The organism is Micrococcus sp. EYE_212, assembly GCF_023147585.1.
Lineage (GTDB): Bacteria > Actinomycetota > Actinomycetes > Actinomycetales > Micrococcaceae > Micrococcus.
Genome location: NZ_JAHXOZ010000009.1, coordinates 1 through 26,974 on the forward strand (window position 1 = coordinate 1; position 26,974 = coordinate 26,974).

23 protein-coding genes are annotated in these 26,974 nt (G+C 70.7%); 17 read left to right on the forward strand and 6 right to left on the reverse strand.

Going from position 1 to position 26,974, the window contains the following annotated elements; all coding sequences use genetic code 11:
• The first annotated feature begins 576 nt into the window (after window positions 1–576).
• From nrdH to nrdE, 3 genes are read left to right on the forward strand one after another with little or no spacing between them, the layout of a single operon-like run.
• Window positions 577–822: a glutaredoxin-like protein NrdH gene (gene nrdH, locus KZX60_RS07070; RefSeq protein ID WP_248116842.1), complete on the forward strand. Its 246-nt coding sequence runs from the start codon at window positions 577–579 to the stop codon at window positions 820–822.
• Between the two features lie 17 nt (window positions 823–839).
• Complete coding sequence (gene nrdI / locus KZX60_RS07075) at window positions 840–1,310, forward strand: class Ib ribonucleoside-diphosphate reductase assembly flavoprotein NrdI (RefSeq protein WP_248116844.1); 471 nt, start codon at window positions 840–842, stop codon at window positions 1,308–1,310.
• On the forward strand, window positions 1,307–3,475 hold the full coding sequence (nrdE, locus tag KZX60_RS07080) for a class 1b ribonucleoside-diphosphate reductase subunit alpha (RefSeq protein WP_248116846.1): 2,169 nt from the start codon (window positions 1,307–1,309) through the stop codon (window positions 3,473–3,475). Before nrdI ends, nrdE begins: the two co-directional genes overlap by 4 nt.
• A 46-nt stretch (window positions 3,476–3,521) precedes the next feature.
• Here nrdE and KZX60_RS07085 read toward each other — a convergent pair whose 3' ends face one another.
• On the reverse strand, window positions 3,522–3,992 hold the full coding sequence (locus tag KZX60_RS07085) for a DUF2087 domain-containing protein (RefSeq protein WP_248116848.1): 471 nt from the start codon (window positions 3,990–3,992) through the stop codon (window positions 3,522–3,524).
• A gap of 267 nt (window positions 3,993–4,259) precedes the next feature.
• Here KZX60_RS07085 and nrdF point away from each other — a divergent pair, with 267 nt between their 5' ends.
• The 6 genes from nrdF to KZX60_RS07115 all read left to right on the forward strand — a co-directional run bounded on the left by nrdF (window position 4,260) and on the right by KZX60_RS07115 (window position 10,161).
• On the forward strand, window positions 4,260–5,258 hold the full coding sequence (gene nrdF, locus KZX60_RS07090; RefSeq protein ID WP_248116850.1) for a class 1b ribonucleoside-diphosphate reductase subunit beta: 999 nt from the start codon (window positions 4,260–4,262) through the stop codon (window positions 5,256–5,258).
• Between the two features lie 461 nt (window positions 5,259–5,719).
• Window positions 5,720–6,670: a MetQ/NlpA family ABC transporter substrate-binding protein gene (locus tag KZX60_RS07095; protein WP_248116852.1), complete on the forward strand. Its 951-nt coding sequence runs from the start codon at window positions 5,720–5,722 to the stop codon at window positions 6,668–6,670.
• Window positions 6,671–6,673: 3 nt separating this feature from the next.
• Complete coding sequence (locus KZX60_RS07100; protein WP_248116853.1) at window positions 6,674–7,768, forward strand: methionine ABC transporter ATP-binding protein; 1,095 nt, start codon at window positions 6,674–6,676, stop codon at window positions 7,766–7,768.
• On the forward strand, window positions 7,765–8,442 hold the full coding sequence (locus tag KZX60_RS07105) for a methionine ABC transporter permease (protein ID WP_248116855.1): 678 nt from the start codon (window positions 7,765–7,767) through the stop codon (window positions 8,440–8,442). Before KZX60_RS07100 ends, KZX60_RS07105 begins: the two co-directional genes overlap by 4 nt.
• 85 nt (window positions 8,443–8,527) lie before the next feature.
• Entirely contained in the window at window positions 8,528–9,394 is an 867-nt protein-coding gene (locus KZX60_RS07110) for a thioesterase family protein (RefSeq protein ID WP_248116857.1), read from the forward strand.
• Window positions 9,391–10,161 (forward strand): lipoate--protein ligase family protein, encoded by a 771-nt coding sequence (locus KZX60_RS07115; RefSeq protein WP_248116859.1) that lies wholly within the window; start codon window positions 9,391–9,393, stop codon window positions 10,159–10,161. Before KZX60_RS07110 ends, KZX60_RS07115 begins: the two co-directional genes overlap by 4 nt.
• A gap of 31 nt (window positions 10,162–10,192) precedes the next feature.
• On the opposite strand, the gene KZX60_RS07120 is transcribed toward KZX60_RS07115, so the two are convergent.
• The 3 genes from KZX60_RS07120 to KZX60_RS07130 are packed head-to-tail and all read right to left on the reverse strand — an operon-like array spanning window position 10,193 to window position 12,599.
• A complete protein-coding gene (locus KZX60_RS07120) occupies window positions 10,193–10,813 on the reverse strand; it encodes a uridine kinase (protein WP_248116861.1) in 621 nt (206 codons plus the stop codon).
• 32 nt (window positions 10,814–10,845) lie between these two features.
• Window positions 10,846–11,505, reverse strand: coding sequence for an MBL fold metallo-hydrolase (locus KZX60_RS07125; protein WP_248116863.1), 660 nt, complete (start codon window positions 11,503–11,505; stop codon window positions 10,846–10,848).
• Window positions 11,505–12,599, reverse strand: a complete 1,095-nt coding sequence (locus tag KZX60_RS07130) for an S-(hydroxymethyl)mycothiol dehydrogenase (protein WP_248116865.1) — start codon at window positions 12,597–12,599, stop codon at window positions 11,505–11,507. Before KZX60_RS07130 ends, KZX60_RS07125 begins: the two co-directional genes overlap by 1 nt.
• A 114-nt stretch (window positions 12,600–12,713) precedes the next feature.
• Here KZX60_RS07130 and KZX60_RS07135 point away from each other — a divergent pair, with 114 nt between their 5' ends.
• A complete protein-coding gene (locus tag KZX60_RS07135; protein WP_248116867.1) occupies window positions 12,714–13,574 on the forward strand; it encodes an SOS response-associated peptidase in 861 nt (286 codons plus the stop codon).
• Window positions 13,575–13,618: 44 nt separating this feature from the next.
• Here KZX60_RS07135 and KZX60_RS07140 read toward each other — a convergent pair whose 3' ends face one another.
• Window positions 13,619–14,239 (reverse strand): hypothetical protein, encoded by a 621-nt coding sequence (locus KZX60_RS07140; protein ID WP_248116869.1) that lies wholly within the window; start codon window positions 14,237–14,239, stop codon window positions 13,619–13,621.
• A gap of 383 nt (window positions 14,240–14,622) precedes the next feature.
• On the reverse strand, window positions 14,623–15,408 hold the full coding sequence (locus tag KZX60_RS11995; RefSeq protein WP_282442686.1) for a DUF6318 family protein: 786 nt from the start codon (window positions 15,406–15,408) through the stop codon (window positions 14,623–14,625).
• Window positions 15,409–15,695: 287 nt separating this feature from the next.
• On the opposite strand from KZX60_RS11995, the gene KZX60_RS07150 reads away from it, so the two are divergent.
• The 7 genes from KZX60_RS07150 to pgsA all read left to right on the forward strand — a co-directional run bounded on the left by KZX60_RS07150 (window position 15,696) and on the right by pgsA (window position 26,955).
• A complete protein-coding gene (locus KZX60_RS07150; RefSeq protein ID WP_248116873.1) occupies window positions 15,696–16,937 on the forward strand; it encodes a metallophosphoesterase family protein in 1,242 nt (413 codons plus the stop codon).
• Between the two features lie 298 nt (window positions 16,938–17,235).
• Window positions 17,236–17,562, forward strand: coding sequence for a DUF6504 family protein (locus tag KZX60_RS07155; protein ID WP_248116876.1), 327 nt, complete (start codon window positions 17,236–17,238; stop codon window positions 17,560–17,562).
• A 223-nt stretch (window positions 17,563–17,785) separates the two neighbouring features.
• A complete protein-coding gene (gene dnaE, locus KZX60_RS07160; RefSeq protein ID WP_248116878.1) occupies window positions 17,786–21,721 on the forward strand; it encodes a DNA polymerase III subunit alpha in 3,936 nt (1,311 codons plus the stop codon).
• 78 nt (window positions 21,722–21,799) lie between these two features.
• Window positions 21,800–23,569 carry an HNH endonuclease signature motif containing protein gene (locus KZX60_RS07165; RefSeq protein ID WP_248116880.1) on the forward strand — a complete coding sequence of 590 codons (1,770 nt, stop codon included), beginning with the start codon at window positions 21,800–21,802 and terminating at the stop codon, window positions 23,567–23,569.
• A gap of 67 nt (window positions 23,570–23,636) precedes the next feature.
• Entirely contained in the window at window positions 23,637–25,655 is a 2,019-nt protein-coding gene (thrS, locus tag KZX60_RS07170) for a threonine--tRNA ligase (protein ID WP_248116883.1), read from the forward strand.
• The gene (locus tag KZX60_RS07175; protein ID WP_248116885.1) at window positions 25,652–26,341 is read left to right on the forward strand and encodes an HIT domain-containing protein; all 690 of its coding nucleotides are present in this window, start codon (window positions 25,652–25,654) and stop codon (window positions 26,339–26,341) included. The genes thrS and KZX60_RS07175 overlap by 4 nt, the downstream gene beginning before the upstream one ends.
• Entirely contained in the window at window positions 26,341–26,955 is a 615-nt protein-coding gene (pgsA, locus tag KZX60_RS07180) for a phosphatidylinositol phosphate synthase (protein ID WP_248116887.1), read from the forward strand. The genes KZX60_RS07175 and pgsA overlap by 1 nt, the downstream gene beginning before the upstream one ends.
• Window positions 26,956–26,974: the final 19 nt, after the last annotated feature.

Here is a 26,974-nt window from a genome sequence, read left to right on the forward strand (position 1 = left end):
AAGGGCCCCGGTGAGGGGCTCGCGCCTCTATTAGCGATCCGTGGTCACCAGACCGGTCCTCGGTGACAACACCCCCCGGATCATGCAGTCGACTGGGGGCAACGATCATGCCGAGGACCGGCTGGCCGGCACCTGCTCATCCTGATCGATGGAGGAGCCACGAGAAAGGTAACGGGGGGCACGGAGATGTCCGTCCGCACCGCCTCTCTCCGACCCCGCCCACATCTTGTGCCCTCCGGACCCCCGACACGCCGGGCCCGGATGTGGTGGACCAGACCTTCGGGCTGTGCGTTTCCCGGGCCGCTGAACCCACCGCCTGTGGACATCTCGCACAGCCTCTCGGCGTGTCCCGCATGCCCGCGCGGATCGCCGCCGGGCGCCCGCTGTGGACAGCTCTGGGGACAGTCTCACCCGTGGAATTACATCCGTGTCACTACTACATCTAGGGATGCACGGGCTCCGGCATCACTAGATGTAGTATCGATCGGGACCGGACAGAACACCTCCCGTTCACCCGGGAGACGTCATTTCGGGCCCCTCACGGGCCCACGAGGATCGAAGGAACAGGGAAGCCGCATGACCGTCACCGTGTACACCAAGCCCGCCTGCGTGCAGTGCAACGCCACCTACCGTGCGCTGGACAAGAAGGGCATCGCCTACGAGGTCGTGGACATGTCCCAGGACCCGGCCGCCCTCGAGCGCGTGCGCGCCGCCGGCTTCATGCAGGCCCCCGTCGTGATGACGGAGACCGACTCCTGGTCCGGCTTCCGCCCGGACAAGATCGACGAGCTGGCCACCTCCGTGGCCGCCTCGGTGGCCTGATCCCCACAGACCGCGCCATGAGCCCCACCCCTGCGGACCAGACCCACATCCGGTCCGCACAGGCGCAGGGCCTCACCCCCACGGACGCGCAGCTGATCTACTTCTCGTCGACGTCCGAGTACACGCACCGCTTCGTGCGCAAGCTGGACCTTCCCGACGGCCGCGCGGCACGACTGCCACTGCACACCCGGGAGCCCACCCTGGGGGCCACCGCGCCGTTCGTCCTGCTCACCCCCACCTACGGCGGGGGAGACGGCGACGGCGCGGTGCCCAAGCAGGTGATCAAGTTCCTCAACGTCCCGGGCAACCGAGCGCTGATCCGCGGGGTCATCGCCTCCGGGAACACCAACTTCCACGAGGGGTACTGCCTCGCGGGCTACATCATCGCCCGCAAGTGCCAGGTCCCCCTGATGTACAAGTTCGAACTCATGGGCACCCCCGACGACGTCACCGCCGTCCGGGAGGGCCTGAAAGGACTCCAGCCATGACCGTCACCGAACAGGACCTGATCCAGCAGGCCAAGACCATGCCCCCCGAGTGGCAGAACCTCGGCTATCACGAGCTGAACGCCATGCTGAACCTGTACGGGGCGGACGGGCGCATCCAGTTCGAGGCCGACCACGCCGCCGCGCGCCAGTACTTCCTGCAGCACGTGAACACCAACACGGTGTTCTTCCACGACCTCGAGGAGAAGCTCGAGTACCTGCAGAAGAACGACTACTACGAGACCGAGACCTTCGAGCAGTACCCGTTCGAGTTCGTCAAGGACCTCTTCGGCCGCGCCTACAAGGCGAAGTTCCGCTTCCCGACCTTCCTCGGCGCGTTCAAGTTCTACACCTCGTACGCGCTGAAGACCTTCGACGGCAAGCGCTACCTGGAGCGGTACGAGGACCGGGTGTCCGTCGTCGCCCTCCACCTGGCGCGCGGCGACCAGGAGCTGGCCACCCACCTCGTGGACGAGATGATCTCCGGCCGCTTCCAGCCGGCCACCCCCACGTTCCTGAACGCGGGCAAGAAGCAGCGCGGCGAGCTCGTCTCCTGCTTCCTGCTGCGCATCGAGGACAACATGGAGTCGATCGCCCGCGGCATCAACTCCGCCCTGCAGCTGTCCAAGCGCGGCGGCGGCGTGGCCCTCTCGCTCACCAACATCCGCGAGCACGGCGCGCCCATCAAGCAGATCGAGAACCAGTCCTCCGGCGTCATCCCCGTGATGAAGCTCCTCGAGGACTCCTTCTCCTACGCGAACCAGCTCGGCGCGCGCCAGGGCGCCGGCGCCGTGTACCTGCACGCGCACCACCCGGACATCCACCGCTTCCTGGACACCAAGCGCGAGAACGCGGACGAGAAGATCCGCATCAAGACCCTCTCGCTCGGCGTCGTGATCCCGGACATCACGTTCGAGCTGGCCAAGCGCAACGAGGACATGTACCTCTTCTCGCCGTACGACGTCGAGCGCGTCTACGGTGTTCCCTTCTCCGAGATCTCCGTGACGGAGAAGTACGACGAGATGGTGGACGACGCCCGCATCAAGAAGACCAAGATCAACGCGCGCGAGTTCTTCCAGACCATCGCGGAGATCCAGTTCGAGTCGGGATACCCGTACGTGGTGTTCGAGGACACCGTGAACCGCGCGAACCCCATCAAGGGCCGCATCACGATGTCCAACCTCTGCTCCGAGATCCTCCAGGTCTCCGAGGCCTCCGAGTACAACGAGGACCTCACCTACGAGCACATCGGCCAGGACATCTCCTGCAACCTGGGCTCCATGAACATCGCCAAGACCATGGATTCCCCGGACTTCGGGCTCTCCGTGGAGACGGCCATCCGCGCGCTGACCGCCGTGTCCGTGATGAGCGACATCCAGTCGGTGCCGTCCATCGCCAAGGGCAACGCCGCCTCCCACGCGATCGGCCTGGGCCAGATGAACCTCCACGGCTACCTCGCCCGCGAGCGTGTGCACTACGGCTCCGAGGAGGGCATCGACTTCACGAACATCTACTTCTACTCCGTGCTGTTCCACGCGCTGCGCGCCTCGAACCGGATCGCCATGGAGACCGGCCAGCGCTTCGGCGGCTTCGAGGACTCGACGTACGCGTCGGGGGAGTTCTTCGACATGTACACGGACGCCGAGTGGAAGCCGGCCACCGCCCGGGTGGCGCAGCTCTTCGCCGACGCCGGGATCGCCGTCCCCACCCAGGAGGACTGGCGCGCGCTGAAGGCCTCCGTCATGGAGCACGGCATCTTCAACCGCAACCTGCAGGCGGTGCCGCCCACGGGCTCCATCTCCTACATCAACAACTCGACGTCGTCGATCCACCCGGTGGCCTCGAAGATCGAGATCCGCAAGGAGGGCAAGCTCGGACGCGTGTACTACCCGGCGCCGTTCCTCTCCAACGACAACCTCGAGTACTACGAGGACGCGTACGAGATCGGCTACGAGAAGATCATCGACACGTACGCCGCCGCCACGCAGCACGTGGACCAGGGCCTCTCGTTGACGCTGTTCTTCAAGGACACCGCCTCCACGCGTGACCTGAACCGCGCGCAGATCTACGCGTGGAAGAAGGGCATCAAGACGATCTACTACATCCGTCTGCGCCAGCTCGCGCTGGAGGGCACCGAGGTCGAGGGCTGCGTGTCCTGCATGCTCTGACCCACGGACGGGTGCACGCCGGAGGGCGGGGTCTCGGCCGGGCCGCTCACGCCCGCCAGTATGCCGAGCCGTCCGCCTCGCGGGCCAGGACGCCCAGGTCGCACGCGTGGCGGCGGAAGAACGCCACGTCGACGACGAACAGGGCCAGTCGGTCGTTCAGCGTCGCCTCGCTGACGCGGTCACCGGGGGAGAGGACCCGCTCGGCCACGGCGCGAACGGTCCCGTCCACCGCGTCGAGAGGAAGGTCGGGCACGGCGATGCGCGCGCCGTCGAGCACGGCCAGCGGGCTCAACGCCCGGTCCAGCGCGGCGGCCGCGTTCGCGAGGAACGCCTCCTCGAGGACGGGCGCGCCGTCGTCGCCAGAACGGGCCAGGCCCACGGACTCGGCGCCCTTCAGCGGGCCGTGGTGTTCGCTCCCGACGTCGGCCCCGGAGAGCAGGGCGGCGACGGCCCGGCGGATCCTCGGATTGCGCAGCATGGCGACGAGCGAGCGGGTGGGGCGAAGGGAGTCGTGCATGAGGGGGAACGTAGTCGTGGCGGCCGCCGGGGAGGTCGATCCTGGATTGACATGGGTGACGGCGGATCGGCCATGTCATTCGCCGGGACGTCTCCGGGCTCCCGAGGAGGTAGCGGAGGTCACCGGCCATCGCCGTCCTCGGGTAGGGCCGGAGAGAGCCGACACGGCTAGACTGGCTCATCGGAACGAGCCACTGGCGTCAAGCCCAGATGTGCCCGACAACGGCGTGAATCCGCCGATCTCTGCTCTAGAAGGACGTGAAGCGACATGACCGCGACCCAGGACCAGCACGCCCACGGACCCTCCGTGAAGCACCACCTCGTCGAGGCCGTGAACTGGAACCGCATCCAGGACGAGAAGGACGTGGAGGTCTGGAACCGCCTGGTCAACAACTTCTGGCTGCCGGAGAAGGTGCCGCTGTCCAACGACGTCCAGTCCTGGGCGCACCTGACCGACGACGAGCGCCTGCTCTCCATGCGCGTGTTCACCGGCCTGACCCTCCTGGACACCATCCAGGGCACCGTCGGTGCCGTGTCCCTCATCCCGGACGCGCTGACGCAGCACGAGGAGGCCGTCCTGACGAACATCGCGTTCATGGAGTCCGTGCACGCGAAGTCCTACTCCTCGATCTTCTCCACGCTCTCCTCCACGAAGGAGATCGACGAGGCCTTCCGCTGGTCCCGCGAGAACGAGAACCTGCAGCGCAAGGCGCAGATCGTCGTCGACCGCTACGACGGCGAGGACCCGTTCAAGAAGAAGATCGCCTCGACCCTGCTGGAGTCCTTCCTCTTCTACTCGGGCTTCTACTGGCCCATGTACCTCTCCTCCCGGGCGCGCCTGACCAACACGGCGGACCTGATCCGCCTGATCATCCGCGACGAGGCCGTGCACGGCTACTACATCGGCTACAAGTACCAGCGCGGCATCGAGGCGCTGCCCGCCGAGCGCCGCGAGGAGCTGAAGAACTTCACCTTCGAGCTGCTCTTCGAGCTGTACGAGAACGAGGTCGAGTACACCCACGACCTCTACGACGCCGTGGGCCTGGCCGAGGACGTGAAGAAGTTCCTCAACTACAACGCCAACAAGGCCCTGATGAACCTGGGCTACGAGCCGATGTTCCCGGCCGAGGTCACCAACGTGAACCCGGCCATCCTCTCGGCGCTCTCCCCGAACTCGGACGAGAACCACGACTTCTTCTCCGGCTCCGGCTCCTCCTACGTGATCGGCAAGGCCGAGAACACGGAGGACGAGGACTGGGACTTCTGATCCCGCCCGCCTGATCTCCGTCCCGACGACGGCCGGTCGCCTCCCCACGGAGGCGCCCGGCCGTCGTCGTCTCGCGAGATGCACCACACTCCGGTGCCCTGTCCTCGCAGTATGACGCTGCGCGTCACCATCACGCCGGATGGAGCGCACACGCTGCGATAGGCTTGGGCCCAGCTTCAGGAGAAGCGGCTGTGGACCCCGCCTCGGCGGGTCTACGTGGTCCCATGACGAGCCGCTCGCCAACCCCATGTTCACGGGTGGCAACGGACCGAGAAGCGGCCCGCCTCCGCTGCGTGCAGACCCATCGAGGGCAGCCCGCAGTGACTGGGGGACGGGCAAGAGCAGCGTTCGAAAGGATCCCGGCCTCCGGCTCGGGGCGTCTCTCGCCCCCCGCCCGCCGTGCTGTGCCCCGCGGGGAACCACCCACCGCACGGCCCACCCCGCACCGTTCCGTGCCCGCCGTGCCCACCCGCGCCGGCGGCCTCGCCCTGTCCTCCAAGGAGAACCCCATGACCCCCTCGAACATCTCCCGCCGCTCGTTCGCCGGCCTGTCCCTGGCCGCCGTCGGCGCGTTCGCCCTGACCGCCTGCAACTCGCAGGCCGAGACGAAGGGCGACGACGGCGCCCAGACCGTGCGCATCGGCGTCGTGTCCGAGAACGAGACACACCGCGCCCTGGTGAAGCTCGCCAAGGAGAAGCACGGCATCGACGTCGAGATCCGCAACTTCACCGAGTACACGCAGCCGAACCCGGCGCTGGACAACGGCGACATCGACATGAACTGGTTCCAGCACATCGCCTACCTGGCCGACTACAACCAGGCCTCCGGCAAGGACCTGACGCTGATCGGGACCACCGAGATCATCCCGCTGCCCCTGTACTCCAAGAAGTACACGGACGTCTCCGAGTTCAAGAAGGGCGACACCGTCGCCATCCCGAACGACACCGTGAACCAGGCCCGTGCCATCAACGTGCTCGTCGCCGCCGGCCTGTTGAAGCTGTCCAACGAGACCATCCGCCCTGAGGTCCGCGACATCGACGAGGCCACCTCCACCGTGAAGGTGCAGCCCGTGGCCGCGCAGCAGACCGTGAACGCGCTCGAGTCCGTGCAGGGCTCGGTCATCAACAACACGTTCTCGGCCGACGCCGGCATCGACACGAACACCGCCCTGTTCAAGGACGACCCCCAGGCCGACTCCGCCAAGCCGTTCGTCAACGGCTTCGCCGTGCGCCGCGCGGACCGCGAGAACGAGACCTACAAGAAGGTCGCGGCCCTGTACCACGAGCAGGCCGTGCTGGACGAGTCCGCGAAGCTCTCCTCCGACACGAGCGTGCCGGTGCAGCTCGACGCCGCCCAGATCGACGAGACCCTGAAGCAGTACCAGGACGCGATCGCGAAGCAGGACGCCTGATCCATGGCAGGTTCCCATACGTCCGACCGTGACGCGGTCACCCCGGGGCGCCACTCTGAGGGCGCCCCGGGGGAGCCGGTCATCGTCTTCGACCACGTCAGCCGCGTCTACGCCGCCAAGAAGGGCCGCGGCGTCACGGCCGTGGACGACGTCTCGCTCTCCGTGCGACGCGGCGAGGTCTTCGGTGTGATCGGCTTCTCCGGCGCCGGCAAGTCCACCCTGATCCGCATGATCAACGGGCTCGAGAAGCCGACGTCGGGCACCGTCACGGTGCTGGGCCAGCAGGTCTCACACCTGTCCGAGGCGAAGCTGCGCCCGCTGCGCACCCGCATCGGCATGGTGTTCCAGCAGTTCAACCTGCTCACCTCACGCACCGTGGCGGGGAACATCGAGTTCGCCCTGGACACGGCCGGCTGGCCGCGGTCGAAGCGCCGCGCACGCGTGGCGGAGCTGCTCGAGTTCGTCGGCCTGGCGGACAAGGCCAAGCACTACCCGGAGCAGCTCTCGGGCGGCCAGAAGCAGCGTGTCGGCATCGCCCGCGCGCTCGCCGCCGAGCCGGAGATCCTGCTCGCGGACGAGGCCACCAGCGCCCTCGACCCCTCGACGACGCACGAGGTGCTCTCCGTGCTGCGCCGCGTCAACGAGGAGCTCGGGGTCACGATCGTGGCCATCACCCACGAGATGGAGGTCATCCGCTCGATCGCCGACCGCGTCGCCGTGATGGACACCGGCCGCGTGGTGGAGTCCGGCAAGGTCTACGACCTCTTCTCCCGGCCCGCCCACTCCGCCGACGCCGCGTCCTTCGTGGCCACGGCGCTCAAGGACCGGCCGAATGCCGAGGAGGTGGCCCGCATCCGGGCGCGCACCGAGGGCCGGCTGATCATGGTCTCGCTCAAGGACGCCGCCGCAGTGTCGGCCGTGCTCGGCACCGCGTCGACGCGCGGCGTCAGCTTCGAGATCGCCCACGGCGGCATGTCCGCCACCAAGGACTCCGCGTACGGCCTGCTCACCGTGGCGCTCACGGGTGAGCCCGCCGCAGTGGACGCGTTCGTCGCGGACCTGGCCGGCGCCGGGGACGTGCAGGAGGTGCACCAGTGATCGACCGTTTCCAGAACCTCGACTGGGGGTACTACGGCCCCGAACTCCTGACCGCCGTGGGGGACACCCTCTACATGGTCGGCTGGGCGTTCGTCCTCGGCGGCGTCCTCGGCCTGCTGGTCGGGCTCCTCCTCTACACCACGCGCCCGGGCGGCATCTTCGCCAACCGCGCCGTCTACCTGGTCACGAACTTCATCGTGAACCTCATCCGGCCCATCCCGTTCGTCATCCTCATCGCCGCCCTGCAGCCGCTGACCATCGCGACGCTCGGCACCGGCATCGGCAACACCGCCGTGGTGTTCTGCATGATCTGGGCGTCCACGTTCGGCATCGCCCGCATCGTGGAGCAGAACCTCGTCTCCCTCGACCCCGGTGTCATCGAGGCCGCCCGTGCGATGGGCGCCTCCCGCATGCGGATCGTGCGCACCGTGGTGCTGCCCGAGGCCCTCGGCCCGCTGATCCTCGGCTTCACGTTCGTGATCATCTCGCTCGTGGACATGTCCGCCATGGCGGGCATCATCGGCGGCGGCGGCGTCGGCAACTTCGCCATCGTGGAGGGCTACAACCGGTTCCGTCCGGAGGTCACCTGGCTGGCCGTCGTCGTGGTGATCGTGTTCGTCCAGGCGCTGCAGCTGATCGGCAACGGCATCGCCCGCAAGGTCATGCGCCGCTGAGCCTCGGCTGGGCCCACGCCGTGACGGCCGGTGACATCCCCGCGGGGACGTCACCGGCCGTCGTCGTTCTGGCAGACTTCGGCCCATGACCGACATCACCTCCACCCCCGCGACCTCCGTCGCCGACGATCCCCTGGCCTTCTACGTCCGCCTCGGCGAGCCCACCGTGGACGCCGACGGCGTCCGCACCTCCCGCGTGCGCTCCACCGTGCACGCCCAGGGCGCATGGCGGGACGAGGAGATGCACATGGCCGCCGTCTCGGGCCTGCTGCTGCACGAGGTGGCCGCGCACGAGACCACTCCCGGGCTGCGGGTGGGACGGCTCTCCTACGACATCCTGGGCACGCTCTGGTCGGGCGAGCTCGAGGTGGTCACGCGCACCCTGCGTCCGGGCCGGACCATCGAGCTCGTCGAGTCCGTGCTCCACGCCCGGGGCCGCACCGTGCTGACCCTGCGCGCCTGGCTGCTGTCCACCTCGGACACCTCCGCCGTCGCCCAGCTGCCGGACGAGCCCCTCCCGCCGCGCTCGCAGGCGCAGTCGCACAACGCGCTCCACGGATGGGGAGGCGGGTACATCGCCTCCCTCGACGGCGTCATCCTGCCCGGCCATGGGCCGGGCCACGGCCGGGTGTGGCTCACCACGGACCGGGAGATGGTGGCGGGGGAGAGCACGAGCGACCTGGTGCGCCTGATCAGCCTCACTGATGCGGCCAACGGGATCGCCCCGGCCCTGCCGGCGAAGCCGGGCGGGTGGTTCTTCCCCAACGTGGACCTGCAGATCCACCTGTACCGCGAGCCCACCGGCCACTGGCTCGGCCTCGCGGGGCAGGTCACGGTGGGCCCGGACGGCGTGGGTCTGACCAGCACCGTCCTCCACGACGACGACGGCCCCTTCGCCCACGTCGAGCAGACCCTCACCCTGCGCTCCTGGCCGGTCGAGGGCGGCCTGTGAGCGCAGCTCCCCGGCTGCGCTGGGCCGTGCAGGAGCGGACCTTCGGGGCCGCTGACGACCTCGACTGGGCCATGGGCGAGCTGGCCGTCTTCCGCGCAGCCGCGGCCGAGGGAAGGGCCCTCGACGACCTGATCCGCGTCTACGTGCCCGAACCGACGGTCGCGTTCGGCCAGCGCGACGCGCGGCTGCCCGGCTTCGCGGCCGGGGCCGCTGCGGCCCGGGCCCACGGCTTCGAGCCGGCGGTGCGCCGGGCCGGCGGACGGGCGGCGGCCTACCACCACGGCTGCCTGGTGGTGGACCACCTGAGCCAGCAGGAGGACGCGGCACTCACCCAGCAGGCCCGGTTCGCGAAGTTCGCCGACCTGTTCGTGCGGGCGTTCGCGCGCCTGGACGTGCCCGCCTCCGTGGGAGAGATCCCGGGGGAGTACTGCCCGGGCGAGTTCTCCGTGCAGGGTCCTGCGCCGACATACCCGGTGAAGCTGGCCGGCTCCGCGCAGCGCGTGGTGAAGGGGGCGTTCCTGTTCTCCACCCACGTGGTGGTGTCCGACCCCGCCCCGCTGCGGGCCGTGCTCGTCGACGTCTACCGGGAGCTCGGCCTGGACATTGACCCCCGCACGGCGGGCGCGGCCGAGGACGTGCGTCCCGGGGTGAGCGTCCCCGCGTTCGCCGCGGCCCTGCGGGAGGAGTACACGGCGTGGGCCGCCGCCGCCGGGCTCGAGGTCGTGGACGAGCAGCTCGCCGTCCTCGCCGCGGGCACCTCCGGCTGAAGGCACGGGCGGCCCAGCTGCGGGAGGGCCGTCAGGCCGTGAGATCCGCGATGATCTCCCGTTTGCGTCGCGGGGTGAAGCCGGCCGCCACAGCCGCCGCCCGGCGCGCCGCGTCCGTCCGATACAGGGACCAGCCCCGCTGCACGAGGAACGGCACCGGCTTGCGGCGTTCGGCGACGTCGCGCACGAACCGGCGGGCCGCCGTCGTGGTCCGCGCCTGGTCGATGTACCAGGCCGCGTAGTGGACCCCGGCCCGGTCCAGGGCGGTGGGCATGCGCTCGGCGAAGATGCCCTCCGCCACGATCACCCCGCCCGGCTCGAGCGCGACGGTGCCGTGCCCGCGGACGGAGGACGTGGAGATGTCGTAGTCGGGCACGCGCGTCGTGCCGTCCTCGAGCAGCTCGACGACCGCGTCCACGGCCGCCTGCTCATCCCACGTTCCGGGGTGGTCCCAGTCGATCTCGCCATACGGGGTGCGCGGGAACACGGGGCCGGGCCCGCCCGCGGCGCCGTCGTCGGACTGCGGACGGTAGAACGCATCGAGCGAGAGGTGGGGCCGGCCGTGCCGCCGGGCCAGGTAGGACTTGCCGGAGCCCGACGCGCCGCCGAGCAGGATCACGGAGGGAGGGGGCGAGGCGGGGAGGATGGTCACGGGGGACCATTCTTCCCCACCTCGGCGCGTCCTCAGTGGCCGCGGTCGATCCACTCCTGCAGGTGCGGCTTCTCGTCCCCGATGCGGGTCGAGCCGCCGTGGCCCGTGTGGACCACCGTGGACTCCGGCAGCGTGAGCAGGCGCTCGCGGATCGATTCGATGATCGTGTCGAAGTCCGAGTACGAGCGGCCCGTGGCGCCGGGCCCGCCCTGGAAGAGCGTGTCGCCGGAGAACAGCACGCCGGTGGGGGTGCCGTCGTCGTCCTGCTCGCCGAGGTCCGGGGCGTGGAGGCACACGGAGCCGGGGGAGTGCCCGGGCGTGTGGAGCACGCGCAGCTCGACGCCGGCCACACGCATCACGTCGCCGTCGGTCAGGTCGCCGTCGGGGGCGTCGTCGGGGAAGACGGCGTCCCACAGCATGCGATCGGCCGGGTGCATCAGCACGGGGGCGTCCACCATCTGGCGGAACTCCTGGACCTGGCGGATGTGGTCGTCGTGGCCGTGGGTGAGGAGGATGGCCAGCACCTGGCGGCCGGCCACCTTCCTCCACACGGCGGAGGCATCATGCGCCGGGTCGACGACGACGCACTCCTCCGCGCCGCCGACGACCCACACGTTGTTGTCCACCTGGTGCGTCTCGCCGTCGAGGGAGAACGTGCCGGAGGTGACGGCGTGGTCGATGCGCGCGGCCATCAGAGCACCACCACCGAGCGCAGGACGTCGCCGGACTTCATGGTCTCGAAGGCCTCGTTGACCTGGTCGAGGGCGACGGTCTCGGTGACGAACTCGTCCAGGGGCAGGCGGCCCAGGCGGTACTGCTCCACCAGCATGGGGAAGTCGCGCTCGGGCAGGCAGTCGCCGTACCACGAGGACTTCAGGGCGCCGCCGCGGCCGAACATCTCGAGCAGCGGCAGGGTGAGCTGCATGTCCGGGGTGGGCACGCCCACCAGCACCACGCGGCCGGCGAGGTCGCGCGCGTAGAACGCCTGCTCGTAGGTCTCGGGGCGGCCCACGGCCTCGATGACGACGTCGGCGCCGAAGCCGCCCGTCGCGGCGCGGATGGCCTCCACCGGGTCCTGCTCCTTGGAGTTCACCGTGTGGGTGGCGCCCAGCTCGGTGGCCTTGGCGAGCTTCTTGTCGTCGATGTCCACCGCGATGATCGTGGTGGCCCCGGCGAGCTTCGCGCCCGCGATCGAGGCGACGCCCACGCCGCCGCAGCCGATGACGGCCACGGACTCGCCGCGCTTGACCGCGCCGGTGTTCATGGCGGCGCCGATGCCGGCCATGACGCCGCAGCCCAGCAGGCCCACGGCGGCCTGCTCCTCGACGCCGTCCACGCCGTCCACCGTGGTGCACTGCTTGGCGTGGACGAGGGTCTTGTCAGCGAAGGCGCCGATGCCGAGGGCGGGGGAGAGCTCCGTGCCGTCCTCGAGGGTCATCTTCTGGGCGGCGTTGTGCGTGGCGAAGCAGTACTCGAGCTGGCCCTTCTTGCACGCGCGGCACTCGCCGCACACGGCGCGCCAGTTGAGGATCACGGTGTCGCCGACGGCCACGTGGGTGACGCCCTCGCCGATCGCCGAGACCACGCCGGTCGCCTCGTGGCCGAGCAGGTACGGGTACTCGTCGCCGATGCCGCCCTGCACGTAGTGCAGGTCCGTGTGGCACACGCCGCACGTCTTGACGTCGACGACGGCCTCTCCCGGTCCCGGGTCGGGGATGATGATGGTCTCGATGCTGACGGGGGCGTCCTTCGCCATGGCGACGACGCCGCGGACCTTCTGTGGCACGCTGACTCCTTGTGCAGTGGGGGTGGCTCGGTGTCCATCCCACCACACGCGAGGCCGGGGTGGCATCCGGTGGGGACCGGCGGCGACCCCGTTGTGGTGGGGCACACTGGGGGCATGTGCGGACGGTATGTGATGGCCCGGGCGGCCGGTGACCTCGTCAGGCTGGGCGGCGGCATGCTGCCCGATGAGACGCTCGAACTGCGGCCCAACTGGAACGTGGCCCCGACGGCGGACGTGCCGATCCTGCTGGAGCGGGCGGTGGACGGGGACGGCGCGGGGGCGTCTGGCGGGGGCGAGGCGCCCGACGGGGAGGTGCGGCGCGAGCTGCACGTGGCGCGGTGGGGACTCGTTCCGCCGTGGGCGAAGGAGCTGTCCGTGGGGTCGCGGGCGTTCAACGCCCGGTCCGAGACGGTGGCACTGAAGCCGACGTTCCGGGCGGCCGTGCGTTCGCGCCGTTGCGCGGTGCCGGTGGAGGGGTACTACGAGTGGAAGAAGCCGGAGCCCGGGGCGAAGGGAGCCGACGGGAAGGCCGCCGAGAAGCAGCCCTTCTACGTGCACCCGGCCGGCGCCGGTGACGGCGAGGGGCCCGTGATCTGGTTCGCCGGGCTCTACGAGTGGTGGCAGGACCCGGAAGCGAAAGCCGCGGGAGAGGACGCGTGGGTGCTCTCGACGTCGATCCTGACGATGGCGGCGCCGGACATGGAGGCGGAGGATCCGCTGCTGGCGGAGCTGGGGGAGCTGCACGACCGGCTGCCCGTGCCCTTGGGAGCCGAGGCGATGGCCCGCTGGCTGGAGCCCGGGAAGCTCGGGTCGGCAGAGGAGGCCGAACTGCTCGTGGACGAGGTGTGCGCGCAGGCGTACGGCGTGGCGTCGGGGTGGCGCCTGCGCCCGGTGGGCTCGGCCGTGGGGAACGTGCGGAACAACGGCCCGGAGCTGATCGAGGAGCCCGGCGAGGTGCAGGAGCGACTCCTCTGAGGTGGGCCGGGTGGGGCGCCCGGAGGTGAGCCGAGGAGCGGCCTTCAGCCGCCGTCCGGGGCGTCGATGGGCCCGGTGCAGCCCCACGCGGAGGCGTCGGCGCCGCAGTCGTCGGCGACGTTGCGCGTGACTGTGCGCCAGATGTCCGCGGTGACCGGGGCGGCGTCCAGGGTGATGGTGCCGGGGATCAGCTGCCACTCGCCGCCGGCCACCCGGTACTCGCCGACGTACACCGTGGTCAGCCCGACCGTGTAGGACCCCGTGTCCTCGTAGACGTGGCTCGTGGGGGTGGGCACGTTGAACTCGGGCTGCGCGTGGCCTCCGTCGTGGGTGGTCACGGTGCCGGTGCCGTCACCGTAGGTCCAGTGGAAGGTGACGGGCGTGGCGCGGAGTTCGATGTCCTGGCCGGCGATGGTCGTGGTCAGGGAGACCGGCTGCGCGAGGGTGTAGAAGTTGGTCTCCGCGTTGCGGACGCCGCGGCCGGCGTTGTCCGACTCGATCGTCGGCTCCAGGACCAGGAGGGTGCGGACTTCGTCGATGGTGACCGGGGGAGCGGCGTCGCCTGCGGCGCCGATGGGAGCCGGGCCGGTGCCGGTGCCTGTGCAGATGGGGGTGGAGTAGGTGACCTGTGGTGTACCCGTACTGATGTCAGTTGTCTCCGTCATAACCCACTCGCCACCGTCAGGACAGAACTTTTCCTTCTGCTCTTGACAGGTTTTGAAGTCTGGGTTGCCCACCTGGTTCGGGTCGCAGGCGTTCATTGTGACGTTTGTCTTCAGTGAGGGCTCTGGTGCGGACGCCTCTTCTATCTCCCGCGGAGGCGCTTCTGGGTCAACGTCATTGACGATCCCCGTTCTTTTAGAAACTCCGCCCTGGTGGCACTTCTTTGAGACAGCGATGGACGAAGCGGACAGTGCGTAGATTGCTTTATTGGTGGTGCATTCCTCGGAGATTTGCTCGCCGCGAGCCGGGGTGACGCCAATGATTGCCAGCGTGAGGATCAACAGGGCCATATTTTTGATTGATCTGGTGGTTTTGAATTTCATTGTCATCTATCCCCGCGTCCTTGGAAGGTCATTGATTCTACAAGCCAACTCTTCAAGTCATCATCATAGATGAGATCAGCTACCCAAGGGGCGCCCTTTGATTCCGGTACGTTTCCCCCCTTGGGCGTAGAGCCATCGCGCATGTATCCCGTACCGCTGGAGAAATTCATGATAAGCGTCGCGTTATATCCACTAGAAGATGGCCTGAGGCGAGCGGAACTCACATTGGACTGGGTGCCTGTGAACCATCCTTCATTCGAGTAGATGGCCTCCATCGAGCTAATTATGTGACTGCAGAAGGCGCAAGCCTCCCAAGATGCGGTGCGTGTGGGACCCGCATCCCCCGTCTGCTGCATGTAGTAGACCGTCTCCCAGAAGTACTTCACCGCCGCCTCGGCGCCCTCCTGGGTCTCTTCCTTCATGACCTCGGGCATCACCGGCTTCGGCACGTTCTGGGCGGGGCCTTCGGCGGAGGCGGGGACGTACGGACCGCTCGCCGTTGCGCTCGCGGGTCCGCTCCCGCTCCCGCTCGATGGCGCCGTGCCGCCGTCGGGGGTGGAGGGAGATGCGCCGGCCGTAGCCGTAGCCGTGGGGGTGGGGGTGTCAGCGGCCTGCGTGGACGAGACGGGCGCCGTCGTCGTGGCCTCGGTCGGTGCCGGGTCTCCGCCGCCGCAGGCCGTGAGGACCAGTGCGAGGGCGGCTGCCAGCGATGCGGCCTGGGCGGGGCGTCGGCGGGGCAGGGCGCGTGGGGGTGCGGTGATGGACAAGGTCCCCTCCTCAGAAGACATCCGTTCCGTCCGCCGCCACGGCTCTGATCCCGTGAAGACCACCGCGTGAGCGGCGTGTGAGTGGCGACACTGGCGAGTGTACGCATGCCTCCGCGACACGCGAGGGGTTCTCCACAGGGCGGACCGTGAACATCGTCAGACGCGCAGGTGTCGTGTTCCCGACCGTTCATCTGCTCGTTCCGTGGGCGTTCCACGCCGGGCATCCCCGGGGTCATCTCAGCCTCCTAACGTCCAGGTCAGGGACGCTTCCGCGACGTCATCGACCGCCGCTTCAGCAGGAGAGAGCCATGACCGATCGCATCCCCGAGTCCCCGTCCGTCGACCGCCGCGGCATCCTCGCCGGAGGCGGAGCCTTCGCCGCGGCCGGCGTGCTGGCCGCTGCCCCCGTCGCCCAGGCCGCGCCTCCGGCCCACGCCCCTGCCCATGGACGTCGCCGTGATGCCGGCGCCCAGTCCATGCCGCTGGCGTTCGGCAAGAGCCGCCGCTTCAAGATCGTGCAGTTCAACGACACCCAGGGCGGCCACGCCGCGGACCGTCGCACCCTCGAGTTCATGGGCAAGGTCCTGGACCGGGAGAAGCCGGACTTCGCGCTCATCAACGGCGACGTCATCGACGGCTCGCCCACCACGGACCTGCAGGTGATGCAGGGGATCAACAACTTCGTCATGCCGATGGAGTCCCGCGGCGTGAAGTGGGCCATCACCTTCGGCAACCACGACGAGGACTCAGTCACGGAGCACGGCACCTCGATGACGGCATCCCGGATCGTGGACTTCGTGCGCCAGTACAAGCACAACCTCAACCCGGCCGTGGACCCGTCCAAGCCGGGCCACTCCGACGCCCAGCTGCTCGTGCGGGGGTCCCGCGGCGCCGCCCCCTCCTTCGCCATCTGGCTGCTCGACTCGGGCCGCTACGCGACCGCCCAGGACGCCGCCGGGCAGTCCACCGAGGGCGTCATGGACTACGACTGGATCCGTCCGCAGCAGATCCGCTGGTACGAGGAGGCCTCGGAGGCCACCGCGGAGCGCTTCGGCAAGGGCGTCCCCGGCCTCATGTTCTTCCACATCCCCACGTTCGAGCACTCCTACATGTGGTACGCCTCCCAGGGCGAGAAGGACGAGGCCCGCCACGCGGAGGCCGTGCGCCGTCACGCCATCGAGGGTGTGAAGCACGAGGACGTCTACCACGGTCTGATCAACTCGGGCATCTACGCCTCCGTGAAGGAGCGCGGCGAGGTCAAGGGCATCTACTGCGGCCACGACCACATCAACACCTACAAGGGGAACTACTACGGCGTCGAGCTCGGCTACGCGCCCGGCACCGGCTTCGACACCTACGGCCTCAACGACGGCACGTGGGATCAGCACACCCTCCGCGGCGCCCGCGTGTTCGAGCTCGACGAGCGCACCGAGGCCGTCTACACCGGCGACACCCGCATCGTCTGGGCCCGTGACCTCGGGATCGACATGAACCCGGAGGGCAAGCCGGTGGCCGCGCCTGCCGCCTTCCCGCGGTACGTGAAGGCCTGAGCGCGGCCCCGCCCCGCCCGGGGGCGTGAGAACGGCGACGTCGGCACCCGCGCGGGTGCCGACGTCGCCTTTTCCCCGGGCCCCCTTAACGTGTCCGCTGCCACCCGTAGTGTCCCTCCCATCGGGTTCGAACACATGTTCGAGTACGATCGAGAGTGCGACCTCCGGTCCTCGGTCCCATCGCGGGCCGAGGCTTCCCGACTCTTCCCCTGCCCGCCGTCGCGGGTGGGTCGCGCTCCCGCCGTCCGTCGGCGCCCGCCGGCGGATCCGTCCGCAGCGCACACAGGGAGAGAGCAGCATGGGAGTCTTCACGCAGTCCGTGGCGGTGGAGCGCGCCCCGGACGGCGCGCCGCAGGGCCTGCATTGGAACGGGCGGGACTACGTCATCGCCGAGCGGCCGATGCGCTGGTTCGAGCGTCGCCGCTGGTGGGCCGAGGAGGTGCGGGCCGAGAAGGGCCGCGGGCCGGGCCTGGTGGACCATGAGATCTGGCGCCTGCAGGTGCGCCTCGCCCGGGCCGGCTCCGCCCCCGTGCAGACCCTGGACGTCGCCCACCACCTCGACTCCGGGCGTTGGCGCCTCATTCGCGTCCACGAGGTCGCTCATGACCTGCGGAGGACGGCGTGAGGTCCCGCCCGCCCCTCCGGGGCCTGCCCCCCGCTTCCGTCATTCGAACATGTGTTCTATTGTGGGTGAGTGGCCGCCTCGGCGGCCACAGGCTGCCCCGACCGCCTCCTTCCCCTGGCTCGGACCCCCGCACGCTTCCCGGCTCGTGCACCCGCCGCGCTTCCCGCGCCGCCCCCGTCGGAGACCCCGGCGGGGTGGTCCAGCACGTCCAGGAGAGCTCCCCATGGGTGACCGCACGCCCCCGCCCGTCCCGTTCCCCCATCTGCACGTGGCCTCGGCCTTCAGCGCCCACTACGGGGTGAGCTGGCCCGAGGACCTCGCCGCGGCCGCCGCCGCGGCGGGCATGGACCTGCTCGCGTGCACCGATCGCGACGGCCTCTACGGCATGGCCAAGCACGTGGGCGCGTGCCTGCAGCACGGCATCGCGCCCGTGGTCGGGGTGGACCTCGCCCTGCGCTGGTCGGAGGAGGACGGCGACGCCGGCCGGGCCGTCATCCTCGCCCGGGGCGGCTCCCACGGGTCCGGCTACCGCGCCCTGTGCCAGGTGATCTCCGCGGCCCATGCCCGTACCACCGGGGGAGCGGGCGGAGGCAGCCCCTGGGCCGCCGTCGCCGAGCTGGCGGAGGCCGCCGGGGGGCGCGTGCCCACCGCCGCCAACCCCGCGAACCCGCCGAGCCCGGAACTGTTCGTGCTCCTCGGGCCGGACTCGGACCTCGGACGCCACCTCGCCCGCCGCCACTACGCCGCGGGAGTGGGCGCCCTGCGCCGGTGGCGCTCGGCCCTGCCCGCCGGATCTGTGCACGTCGACGTCGTCACGCACCTCTCCGCGCCCGGCCGACGGCTGGACACGGGCCACGCCGTGAAGATGCTGCGCGCCGCCCGGGACACCCGCACGCCCGCCGTGCTGACCAACGCCGTGCGGTACGCCGCCCCGGACGGCGCGGCCACCGCGGACGTCCTCGACGCCGCCCGGGCGCTGAGCTCCCTCGACGCCCTGCACGACCTGCAGCCCAACGGACAGGGCTGGCTCAAGCCCACCGAGCACATGCACCGGCTCGCCCGTGAGGTGTGCGAGGCCGCGGACGAGCCTGCCGCGCCCCTCCTGGAGTCCACCCGCCGCCTGGCCGAGGCCTGCGCCCTCGACCCCGAGAGCGATCTCGGCTGGGGTCGGCCCCGGGTGCCCGAGGCCTCCGTCATCGGGGTGGACGGGCCGCCCGACCGCGTGCTGCACGAGCGGACCCTCGCCGGCCTGGCCGCCCGCTACCCGCGTCTGCACACCGGCTCCGGGTTCGGCACCAGTCAGGAGGCCCGCGACCTGCAGGACCGGGTCGAGCACGAGCTCGGGATCATCTCGCGCCTCGGGTTCGCGAGCTACTTCCTCACGGTGTCCTCCGTGGTGGACCTGATCGAGGGGATGGGCGTGCGGGTCTCCGCGCGCGGCTCCGGGGCGTCGTCGCTGGTGAACCACGCGCTGCGGATCTCCAACGTGGACCCCATGGCCAACGGCCTGATCATGGAGCGCTTCCTCTCGGACGCGCGCTCCACCCTGCCGGACATCGACATCGACGTGGAGTCCGCGCGCCGCCACGAGATCTACCGTGCCGTGTTCGAGCGCTTCGGGGCCGAGCGGACCACGCTCATGAGCATGCAGAACGCCTACCGGGCCCGCGGCGCCGTCCGGGACGCGGGGATGGCCCTGGGCCTGCCGGACGAGGACGTGGACGTCATCGCCAAGCAGCTGTGGCGCTTCTCCGCCTCCAGCTTCCGCGAGGCGCTGCAGCGCATGCCCGAGTTGGGGGAGCTCTCCCGGCGCGTGGAGTCCGGCCGCCGGGCGGGGCGGCATCAGCTGGACCTGCTGGTGGACATCACGGAGCGTCTCGATCGCCTGCCCCGGCACATCTCCATGCACCCGTGCGGCGTCATCCTCGGCGACGCCACCCTCCTGCACCGCACGCCCGTGCAGCCCTCGGGCATGGGCCTGCCGATGAGCCAGTTCGACAAGCACGACATGGACCCCATGGGCTTCCTCAAGCTGGACATCCTCGGCGTGCGCATGCAGTCGGCGATCGCCTACACGCTGGCGGAGGTGGAGCGCATCACGGGGGAGAGGCCGGACCTCGAGCGGGTCCCCCTCGACGACGAGGCGACCTTCGAGATGATCCGCACCACCCACACCCTCGGCTGCTTCCAGATCGAGTCCCCGGGCCAGCGGGAGCTGATCGGCAAGCTCGCCCCCCGCGAGTTCAACGACCTCACGGTGGACATCTCCCTCTTCCGTCCCGGCCCCATGCAGTCGGACATGGTACGGCCCTTCCTGGAGCAGCGGCACGGCTGGGCGGCGGCCCGCTGCCCGCACCCGCACCTCGAGCCCGTGCTCGCCGAGACGCACGGCGTCACCGTGTTCCACGAGCAGGTGCTGCGCACCATGGACGTCATGACCGGCTGTGGCCTGGCCCGCGCGGACGAGTTCCGCCGGCTCCTCGGCGGGTCAGCCGAGCGCACGGTGGAGGAGTACTTCCGCTCCCACGCGCTGGAGAAGGGGTACGACCTCGACGTGATCGACGAGGTCTGGGGCACCCTCCATGCCTTCGGCTCGTTCGGCTTCTGCAAGGCCCACGGCGCCGCGTTCGCCGTGCCCACCTACCAGTCCGCCTGGCTCAAGACGCACCACCCCGAGGCCTTCATGGCCGCCATCCTCGAGCATGACCCCGGCATGTACCCGGCCCGCCTCATGGTGGCCGAGGCCCGCCGCATGGGCATCCCCGTGCTCCCGGTGGACGTCAACGCCTCCACTCGGCACGTGCGCGTCGAGTGGGTGCCCTCGCACCCGGAGGTGGACGGCCACGGCCTCCACGGGGAGGGCGCCCACGACGACGGTGCGCGTCACCCCGCGGACGGCGGATGCGCGGACGACCACGGCGCGTCCGGTCCTTCCAGGCCCAGCACACCCGGCCCTTCCAGGCCCAGCACACCCGGCCCTTCGAAGCCCAGCACGCCCGGCCCTTCGACGCCAAGCCCACCCGCACCCGCCAGCTCCGCGACCGGTCCCGACGGCCGCGCTCGCGGTCGCTGGGGGATCCGCCTGCCCTTGACGAGCCTGTCCGGGTTGAGCGAGGCGGAGGTCGAGCGCCTCGACGCGGGCCGCCCCTACCACTCCCTCGCCGACGTCCGGGACCGTGCCCGGCCCACCAGCCGCAACCTGGAGCGGCTCGCCCAGCTCGGCGCCCTCGACTGCCTGCTGCCGCCCGGCGGGGCGTCTCGCACCGACCTCGTGCACCACCTCGAGCTGCAGCACTCCAGTACGCGGGGCACCGGCCCGGGCCGCGGGGCCACCCGTTCGCGGCCCCCGCGGACCCGCCAGGTGGACGGTCAGCTGGCCCTGGACCTGCCGGACACCGAGCTCAGCGCCCTCACCCCGATGTTCCCGTCCCCGCCCACGGCCGCGCAGGTGCGCACCGAGCTGGACCTCACCGCTCTGGACGTGACCGCCCATCTCATGGACTCCCACGCGCCGTACCTCGACGCCCTCGGGATCACCCGCGCGAAGGACCTGCTGCGACTGCGCTCGCAGTCGCGCGTGCTCGTGGCGGGGGTGCGCGTGGCCACGCAGACCCCGCCCATGCGCAGCGGCAAGCGGGTGGTGTTCCTCTCCGTGGACGACGGGACGGGCTGCGTCGACGCGTCCTTCTTCACCGAGGCCCAGCACGCCTCGGGGGAGATGCTCTTCTCGGCGCGCCTCCTGCTGATCGAGGGGACCACGCGACGCACCGGCCCGCAGGCCGTCTCGGTGCAGGCCGTCCGCGCATGGGACCTGCACCGCTCCGAGACCCTGCCCGACCCCGACTACCTCGACGCCACCCGGGAGCAGTGGCGGCGCTGGCTGGCCGCCGACCGGAAGGCGGCCGCGGTCCGGCGTCGCGGCGGCACGCCGGGCGGGCCCGGCGGCGGGGCGTCCCTGCCGGACATCCCGCACCACGGCACCGGCGGCTGGCCGGTCAAGGTGCGCCCCGAGGCGCTCGTCGCCCAGGACGCCGAGCGCGTGGAGGCCGGGGCGAGCGCCGGGACGCCGCAGGCCACGGCCGAGGCCCCGGGGTGCAGCACGCCCATCCCGGTGCCCCACCCGGACACGTGGGAGCTGCTGCCCACGCCGGAGCGGTGAGCCGTCCGGCACGGATGAGGGGCTGCTTAACGTGTCCGGGCCCCGTGATGGACTGCATGAGGAAAGGGGGGAAGAGACATGGACGTGATCGGTGAGACCAGGCGCGTGATGAACCCGTCTGCGCGCCTCGGCAACGCCGCTGACGGCGCCGGCAGCGGCAGTGCAGACCGGAGTTCCGGCGAAGGCCTCGGCGAGGGTCCACGCTCGCCTCTCGGCGCGCCGGTCGCGGACCTGCTCGGGGCCGCGCAGTCGGACGTCCTGGCTCTGCTCGAACGGCTCGGGGACCCGGAGTGGCCCCCGGAGGCCGAGGACCTGCGGCTCCCGGCCCTGCTCCAGGAGGTGGAGCGGCTCGCGCGCACCGTCGCCGCGGTGCAGACCTCCCTCGCCGGGCACCTCGCCCAGGTCTACGGGCACGAGGCGGATCGTCATGAGCTCCTGGGCATCCCGCCGGGCAAGAGCCCCCACCGGGACGAGGCCGACTGCCTGCGCTCCCTCCTCCACATCGACCGCCGGGACGCCCAGCGCCGACTCCGCCGAGCCGAGGCCACCCGACCCCAGCGCGCCTTCGCCACGGCGCCGGTCGCGGAGCCGCAGCTGCCCGCCATCGCCCGTGTGGTGGCGGCCGGGGCCGCCGAGCCGGGGGCCTGCGACGTCGTGATCGAGACGCTGACGCGTGCACGCACCGACGCCCTGATCGCCGGCGTGCCTCGGGACGAGGTCGAGGACCTGGTCGACGCGGGAGAGGCCATCCTGGCGGACCAGCTCCAGCGGATCGAGCCGGACGGCATCCGTCGGCTCTGCGCCCGGTGGCGTCAGAACCTCGACGCCCTCGTCATGCCGGACACCGCCGCGCCCACGGAAGCGGAGCTGAACGCCGCCCAGGGACTGTTCCACCGGGGCCATCGCCGTGGGCTGCACCGGTGGGACCTCCACCTCACCGACGCCCAGCATGAGGTCCTGCAGACCGTGGCATCCGCCGCGACGAACCCCCGCGCCGTTGCCGGCGTGCAGGACGCCGGCTCGGCCCCGGATCCCCGGACGCGCGGGCAGCGGCAGGCGGACACGCTGGTGAGCGCCCTCCAGGCGGCCCTCGCGCATGCCGGTGCGGAGGCATTGCCCTCCACCGGCGGGAACCGTCCGCAGGTGCTCGTCACGATCGACCATCGGACGCTCCTCGGGGAGCTGCGCGCCGCCGCCGACGGACGCATGGGGTCCTCCGTGTCCACGGCCGACCTCACTGGACCGATCGACCCCCGCGAGATCCGGCGCATCGCCTGCGACGCGGACATCATCCCCGCCGTCCTGGGCGGCGAGGGGGAGATCCTCGACCTCGGCCGGGCGCGTCGTCTCTTCACCCGTGCCCAGCGGCGGGCCGTGACGGCGCGGGACGGCGGATGCGCCGCACCCGGCTGCGCGCTGCCCGCCAGCTGGTGCGAGGTCCATCACATCGGCCACTGGGAGCACGGCGGGCCCACGGACGTGGCCAACGGCGTGCTGCTCTGCTCGCACCATCACCAGGCCGTGCACGCCGGGTGGTGGGAGGTGTCGGTCATCGAGGGCGTCCCGTGGTTCGTCCCGGCCCGCCACCTCGACCCGGACCGCACGCCGCGCCGGAACCAGCATCACCGGACACGCCCGGGCCCACCCGGGGCGGCTCCTGCTCCGGCGAGGCGGGAACCACTCCCTCCGCCGGAGCGACCAGCCCTCCCCGAGCCCTGGACCCGGCTTCAACCGCCCCTGCGGATCGGTCGCGCCCAACGGAGCCCCGGCGGGTGGGAGGAGTCCGCCGCGTCGACGCGGGTCGGCGCCCTCCTGCGTCGTCGCCGCCCTGTTCCCGCCCGCCCCTAGAATGGGGGCGGCTGGCGGTGGCCTCCGTATGCCACACGCCCAGAAGCCTGACCCGAGAAGGAGCACCGTGTCCGAGCCGAAGAACATCCTGCTGACCGTGGACGGCCAGATGCGGGAGGTGACGCACGGCATCACCGGCCTGGAGCTCTTCCGGGAGCAGCCCACCACGGTGGTCATGCGCGTGGACGGCCACCTGTGGGACCTCGCCCGCGCAATCCCGGCCGGCGCCAGCGTCGAGGCCGTGGACATCACCGAGCCCGAGGGCCTGAACGTGCTGCGCCACTCGACCGCCCACGTGATGGCCCAGGCGGTGCAGCAGCTGCGCCCCGACGCCAAGCTCGGCATCGGCCCGTACATCACGGACGGCTTCTACTTCGACTTCGACGTCGCCGAGCCCTTCACCCCGGAGGACCTCAAGCAGCTCGAGAAGATGATGCTGAAGATCGTCAACGCGAACCAGCAGTTCCGCCGCCGTGTGGTCACCGAGGACGAGGCCCGCGCCGAGATGGCGGACGAGCCGTACAAGCTCGAGCTCCTGGGCAAGAAGAACGAGGCCGACACCGCGGGCGAGGGCGCCTCCGTGGAGGTCGGCGCCGGCGAGATCACGGTCTACGACAACGTGGACCGCAAGTCCGGCGACGCCGTGTGGTGCGACCTGTGCCGCGGCCCGCACCTGCCGAACACGAAGCTCATCTCCAACGCCTTCGCGCTGACCCGCTCCGCGGCCGCCTACTGGCTGGGCAACGAGAAGAACAAGCAGCTGCAGCGCATCTACGGCACCGCCTGGCCCACCAAGGCCGACCTGAAGGCCTATCAGGAGCGGCTTGCCGAGGCCGAGCGCCGCGACCACCGCAAGCTGGGCGCGGAGATGGACCTCTTCTCCTTCCCGGACGAGCTCGGCTCGGGCCTGCCCGTGTTCCACCCGCGCGGCGGCATCATCCGCAAGACGATGGAGGACTACTCGCGCCGCCGCCATGAGGAGGCCGGCTACGAGTTCGTCTACACGCCGCACATCACGAAGCAGCACCTCTACGAGGTCTCCGGGCACCTGGACTGGTACGCGGACGGCATGTTCCCGCCCATGCAGATCGACGAGCAGCGCGACCCGGAGACCGGCGAGGTCACCCGGCAGGGGCAGAACTACTACCTCAAGCCGATGAACTGCCCCATGCACAACCTCGTGTTCCGCTCCCGCGGCCGCTCGTACCGCGAGCTGCCGCTGCGCCTCTTCGAGTTCGGCTCCGTGTACCGCTACGAGAAGTCCGGCGTGGTCCACGGCCTGACCCGCGTGCGCGGCATGACCCAGGACGACGCCCACATCTACTGCACGCGCGACCAGATGAAGGACGAGCTCACCACGACGCTCACCTTCGTCCTCGACCTGCTCAAGGACTACGGCCTGGACGACTTCTACCTCGAGCTGTCCACGCGTGACCCGGAGAAGTCGGTCGGCTCGGACGACATCTGGGAGGAGGCCACCCGCACCCTCGCCGAGGTCGCCGAGGGCTCCGGCCTCCAGCTCGTCCCGGATCCGGGCGGCGCCGCGTTCTACGGGCCGAAGATCTCCGTGCAGGCCAAGGACGCGATCGGCCGCACCTGGCAGATGTCCACCATCCAGCTGGACTTCAACCTGCCCGAGCGGTTCGACCTCGAGTACCAGGCCGCCGACGGCACGCGTCAGCGCCCCGTGATGATCCACCGCGCCCTCTTCGGCTCGATCGAGCGCTTCCTCGGCGTGCTCACCGAGCACTACGCGGGCGCCTTCCCGGCGTGGCTCGCCCCCGAGCAGGTCGTGGCCATCCCCGTGGCCGAGGCGTTCAACGACTACCTGGCCGACGTCGTCGCGAAGCTGCGCGCCGAGGGGATCCGGGCCCGCCTGGACGACTCCTCGGACCGCTTCCCGAAGAAGATCCGCACGGCCTCCAAGGAGAAGGTGCCGTTCGTGCTCATCGCGGGCGGCGAGGACGCCGAGGCCGGCGCGGTCAGCTTCCGCTTCCGCGACGGGTCGCAGGACAACGGCGTTCCCGTGGACGAGGCCATCGCCCGCATCGTGAAGGCGGTCCGGGAGCGCGAGGTCACGGCGTGAGCACCCCCGACGGCGACGCCGCGGCGACGGACGGCTTCGGGCTGCCCGGCGTCCCGGACGCCTTCGATCGGCTCTGGAACCCGCACCGCATGGCGTACATCAACGCCGGACCGGACCAGGTGAAGGACGAGCACACGTGCCCGTTCTGCGCGGCGCCGCATCGCACGGACGAGGAGTCGCTGATCGTGCACCGCGGGCGCACGGCCTTCGTGATCCTCAACCTGTTCCCGTACAACCCGGGGCACCTGCTGATCTGCCCGTACCGCCACGTGCCCATGTACACGGACATCACGGCGGAGGAGACGGCGGAGATGGCGGAGCTGGCCCAGACGGCCATGCTCGCCCTCGAGGGGGCCAGTCGCCCCAAAGGCTTCAACCTGGGCATGAACCAGGGCGTGGCCGGGGGAGCGGGCATCGCGGCACACCTGCACCAGCACGTGGTGCCGCGGTGGACCGGCGACGGCAACTTCCTGCCGATCATCGCGCACACCAAGAACATGTCCCAGACCCTGGGCCAGACCCGCGACCTCCTCGTGGCGGCCTGGCCCGCCGCGGCCGCCGAGCTCACCGCCCGCAGGAGGCGCGACGCCGGGGCAGAGCCCGACGACGCTCCCGGCGCTCCGGACGCTCCGGACGCTCCCGGCGACGCGACGCCCGCCGCGGCACCGCAGGGGGACGTGCGCTGATGCTGGACCGGCATGCCCGAGGGGTGACCACGCGCGTCTTCCTGCCCGTGGCCCGCGGGCTGCTGCGCGCCGGCGTCAGCCCGGACGCCGTGACGGTGACGGGCACCGTGGGCGTGAGCCTCGGCGCGCTCGTGTTCTACCCGCTCGGCGAGCTGTTCTGGGGGACGATCGTCATCACCCTGTTCGTGTTCTCGGACCTCGTGGACGGCATCATGGCGCGCGAGGCCGGGACCACGGGCCGCTGGGGATCCTTCCTGGACTCGACCCTGGACCGCGTGCAGGACGCCGCGGTGTTCCTCGGCGTGCTGTGGTGGGGCTTCGGCGTCGGGGACAACCCGACCGTGGGCGTCCTCGCCGCCTCCTGCATGGCGCTCGGCATGCTCGTGTCCTACGCCCGGGCCAAGGCCGAGTCGCTCGGGTTCACCGCCGACGTGGGCATCGCCGAGCGCGCCGAGCGGCTCGTGGCCACGCTGGTGGCGGTGGGCCTCACGGGCCTGGGGCTGCCGCCCGTCCTGCTCACCGTGGTCCTCGCGCTGCTCGCGCTCGCCTCCGTGGTGACCGTGCTGCAGCGGGTCGCCGCGGTGCGTCGCCAGGCCCGCGCGTCCGCGGCCTGAAGCACCCTGCCGCCTCAGC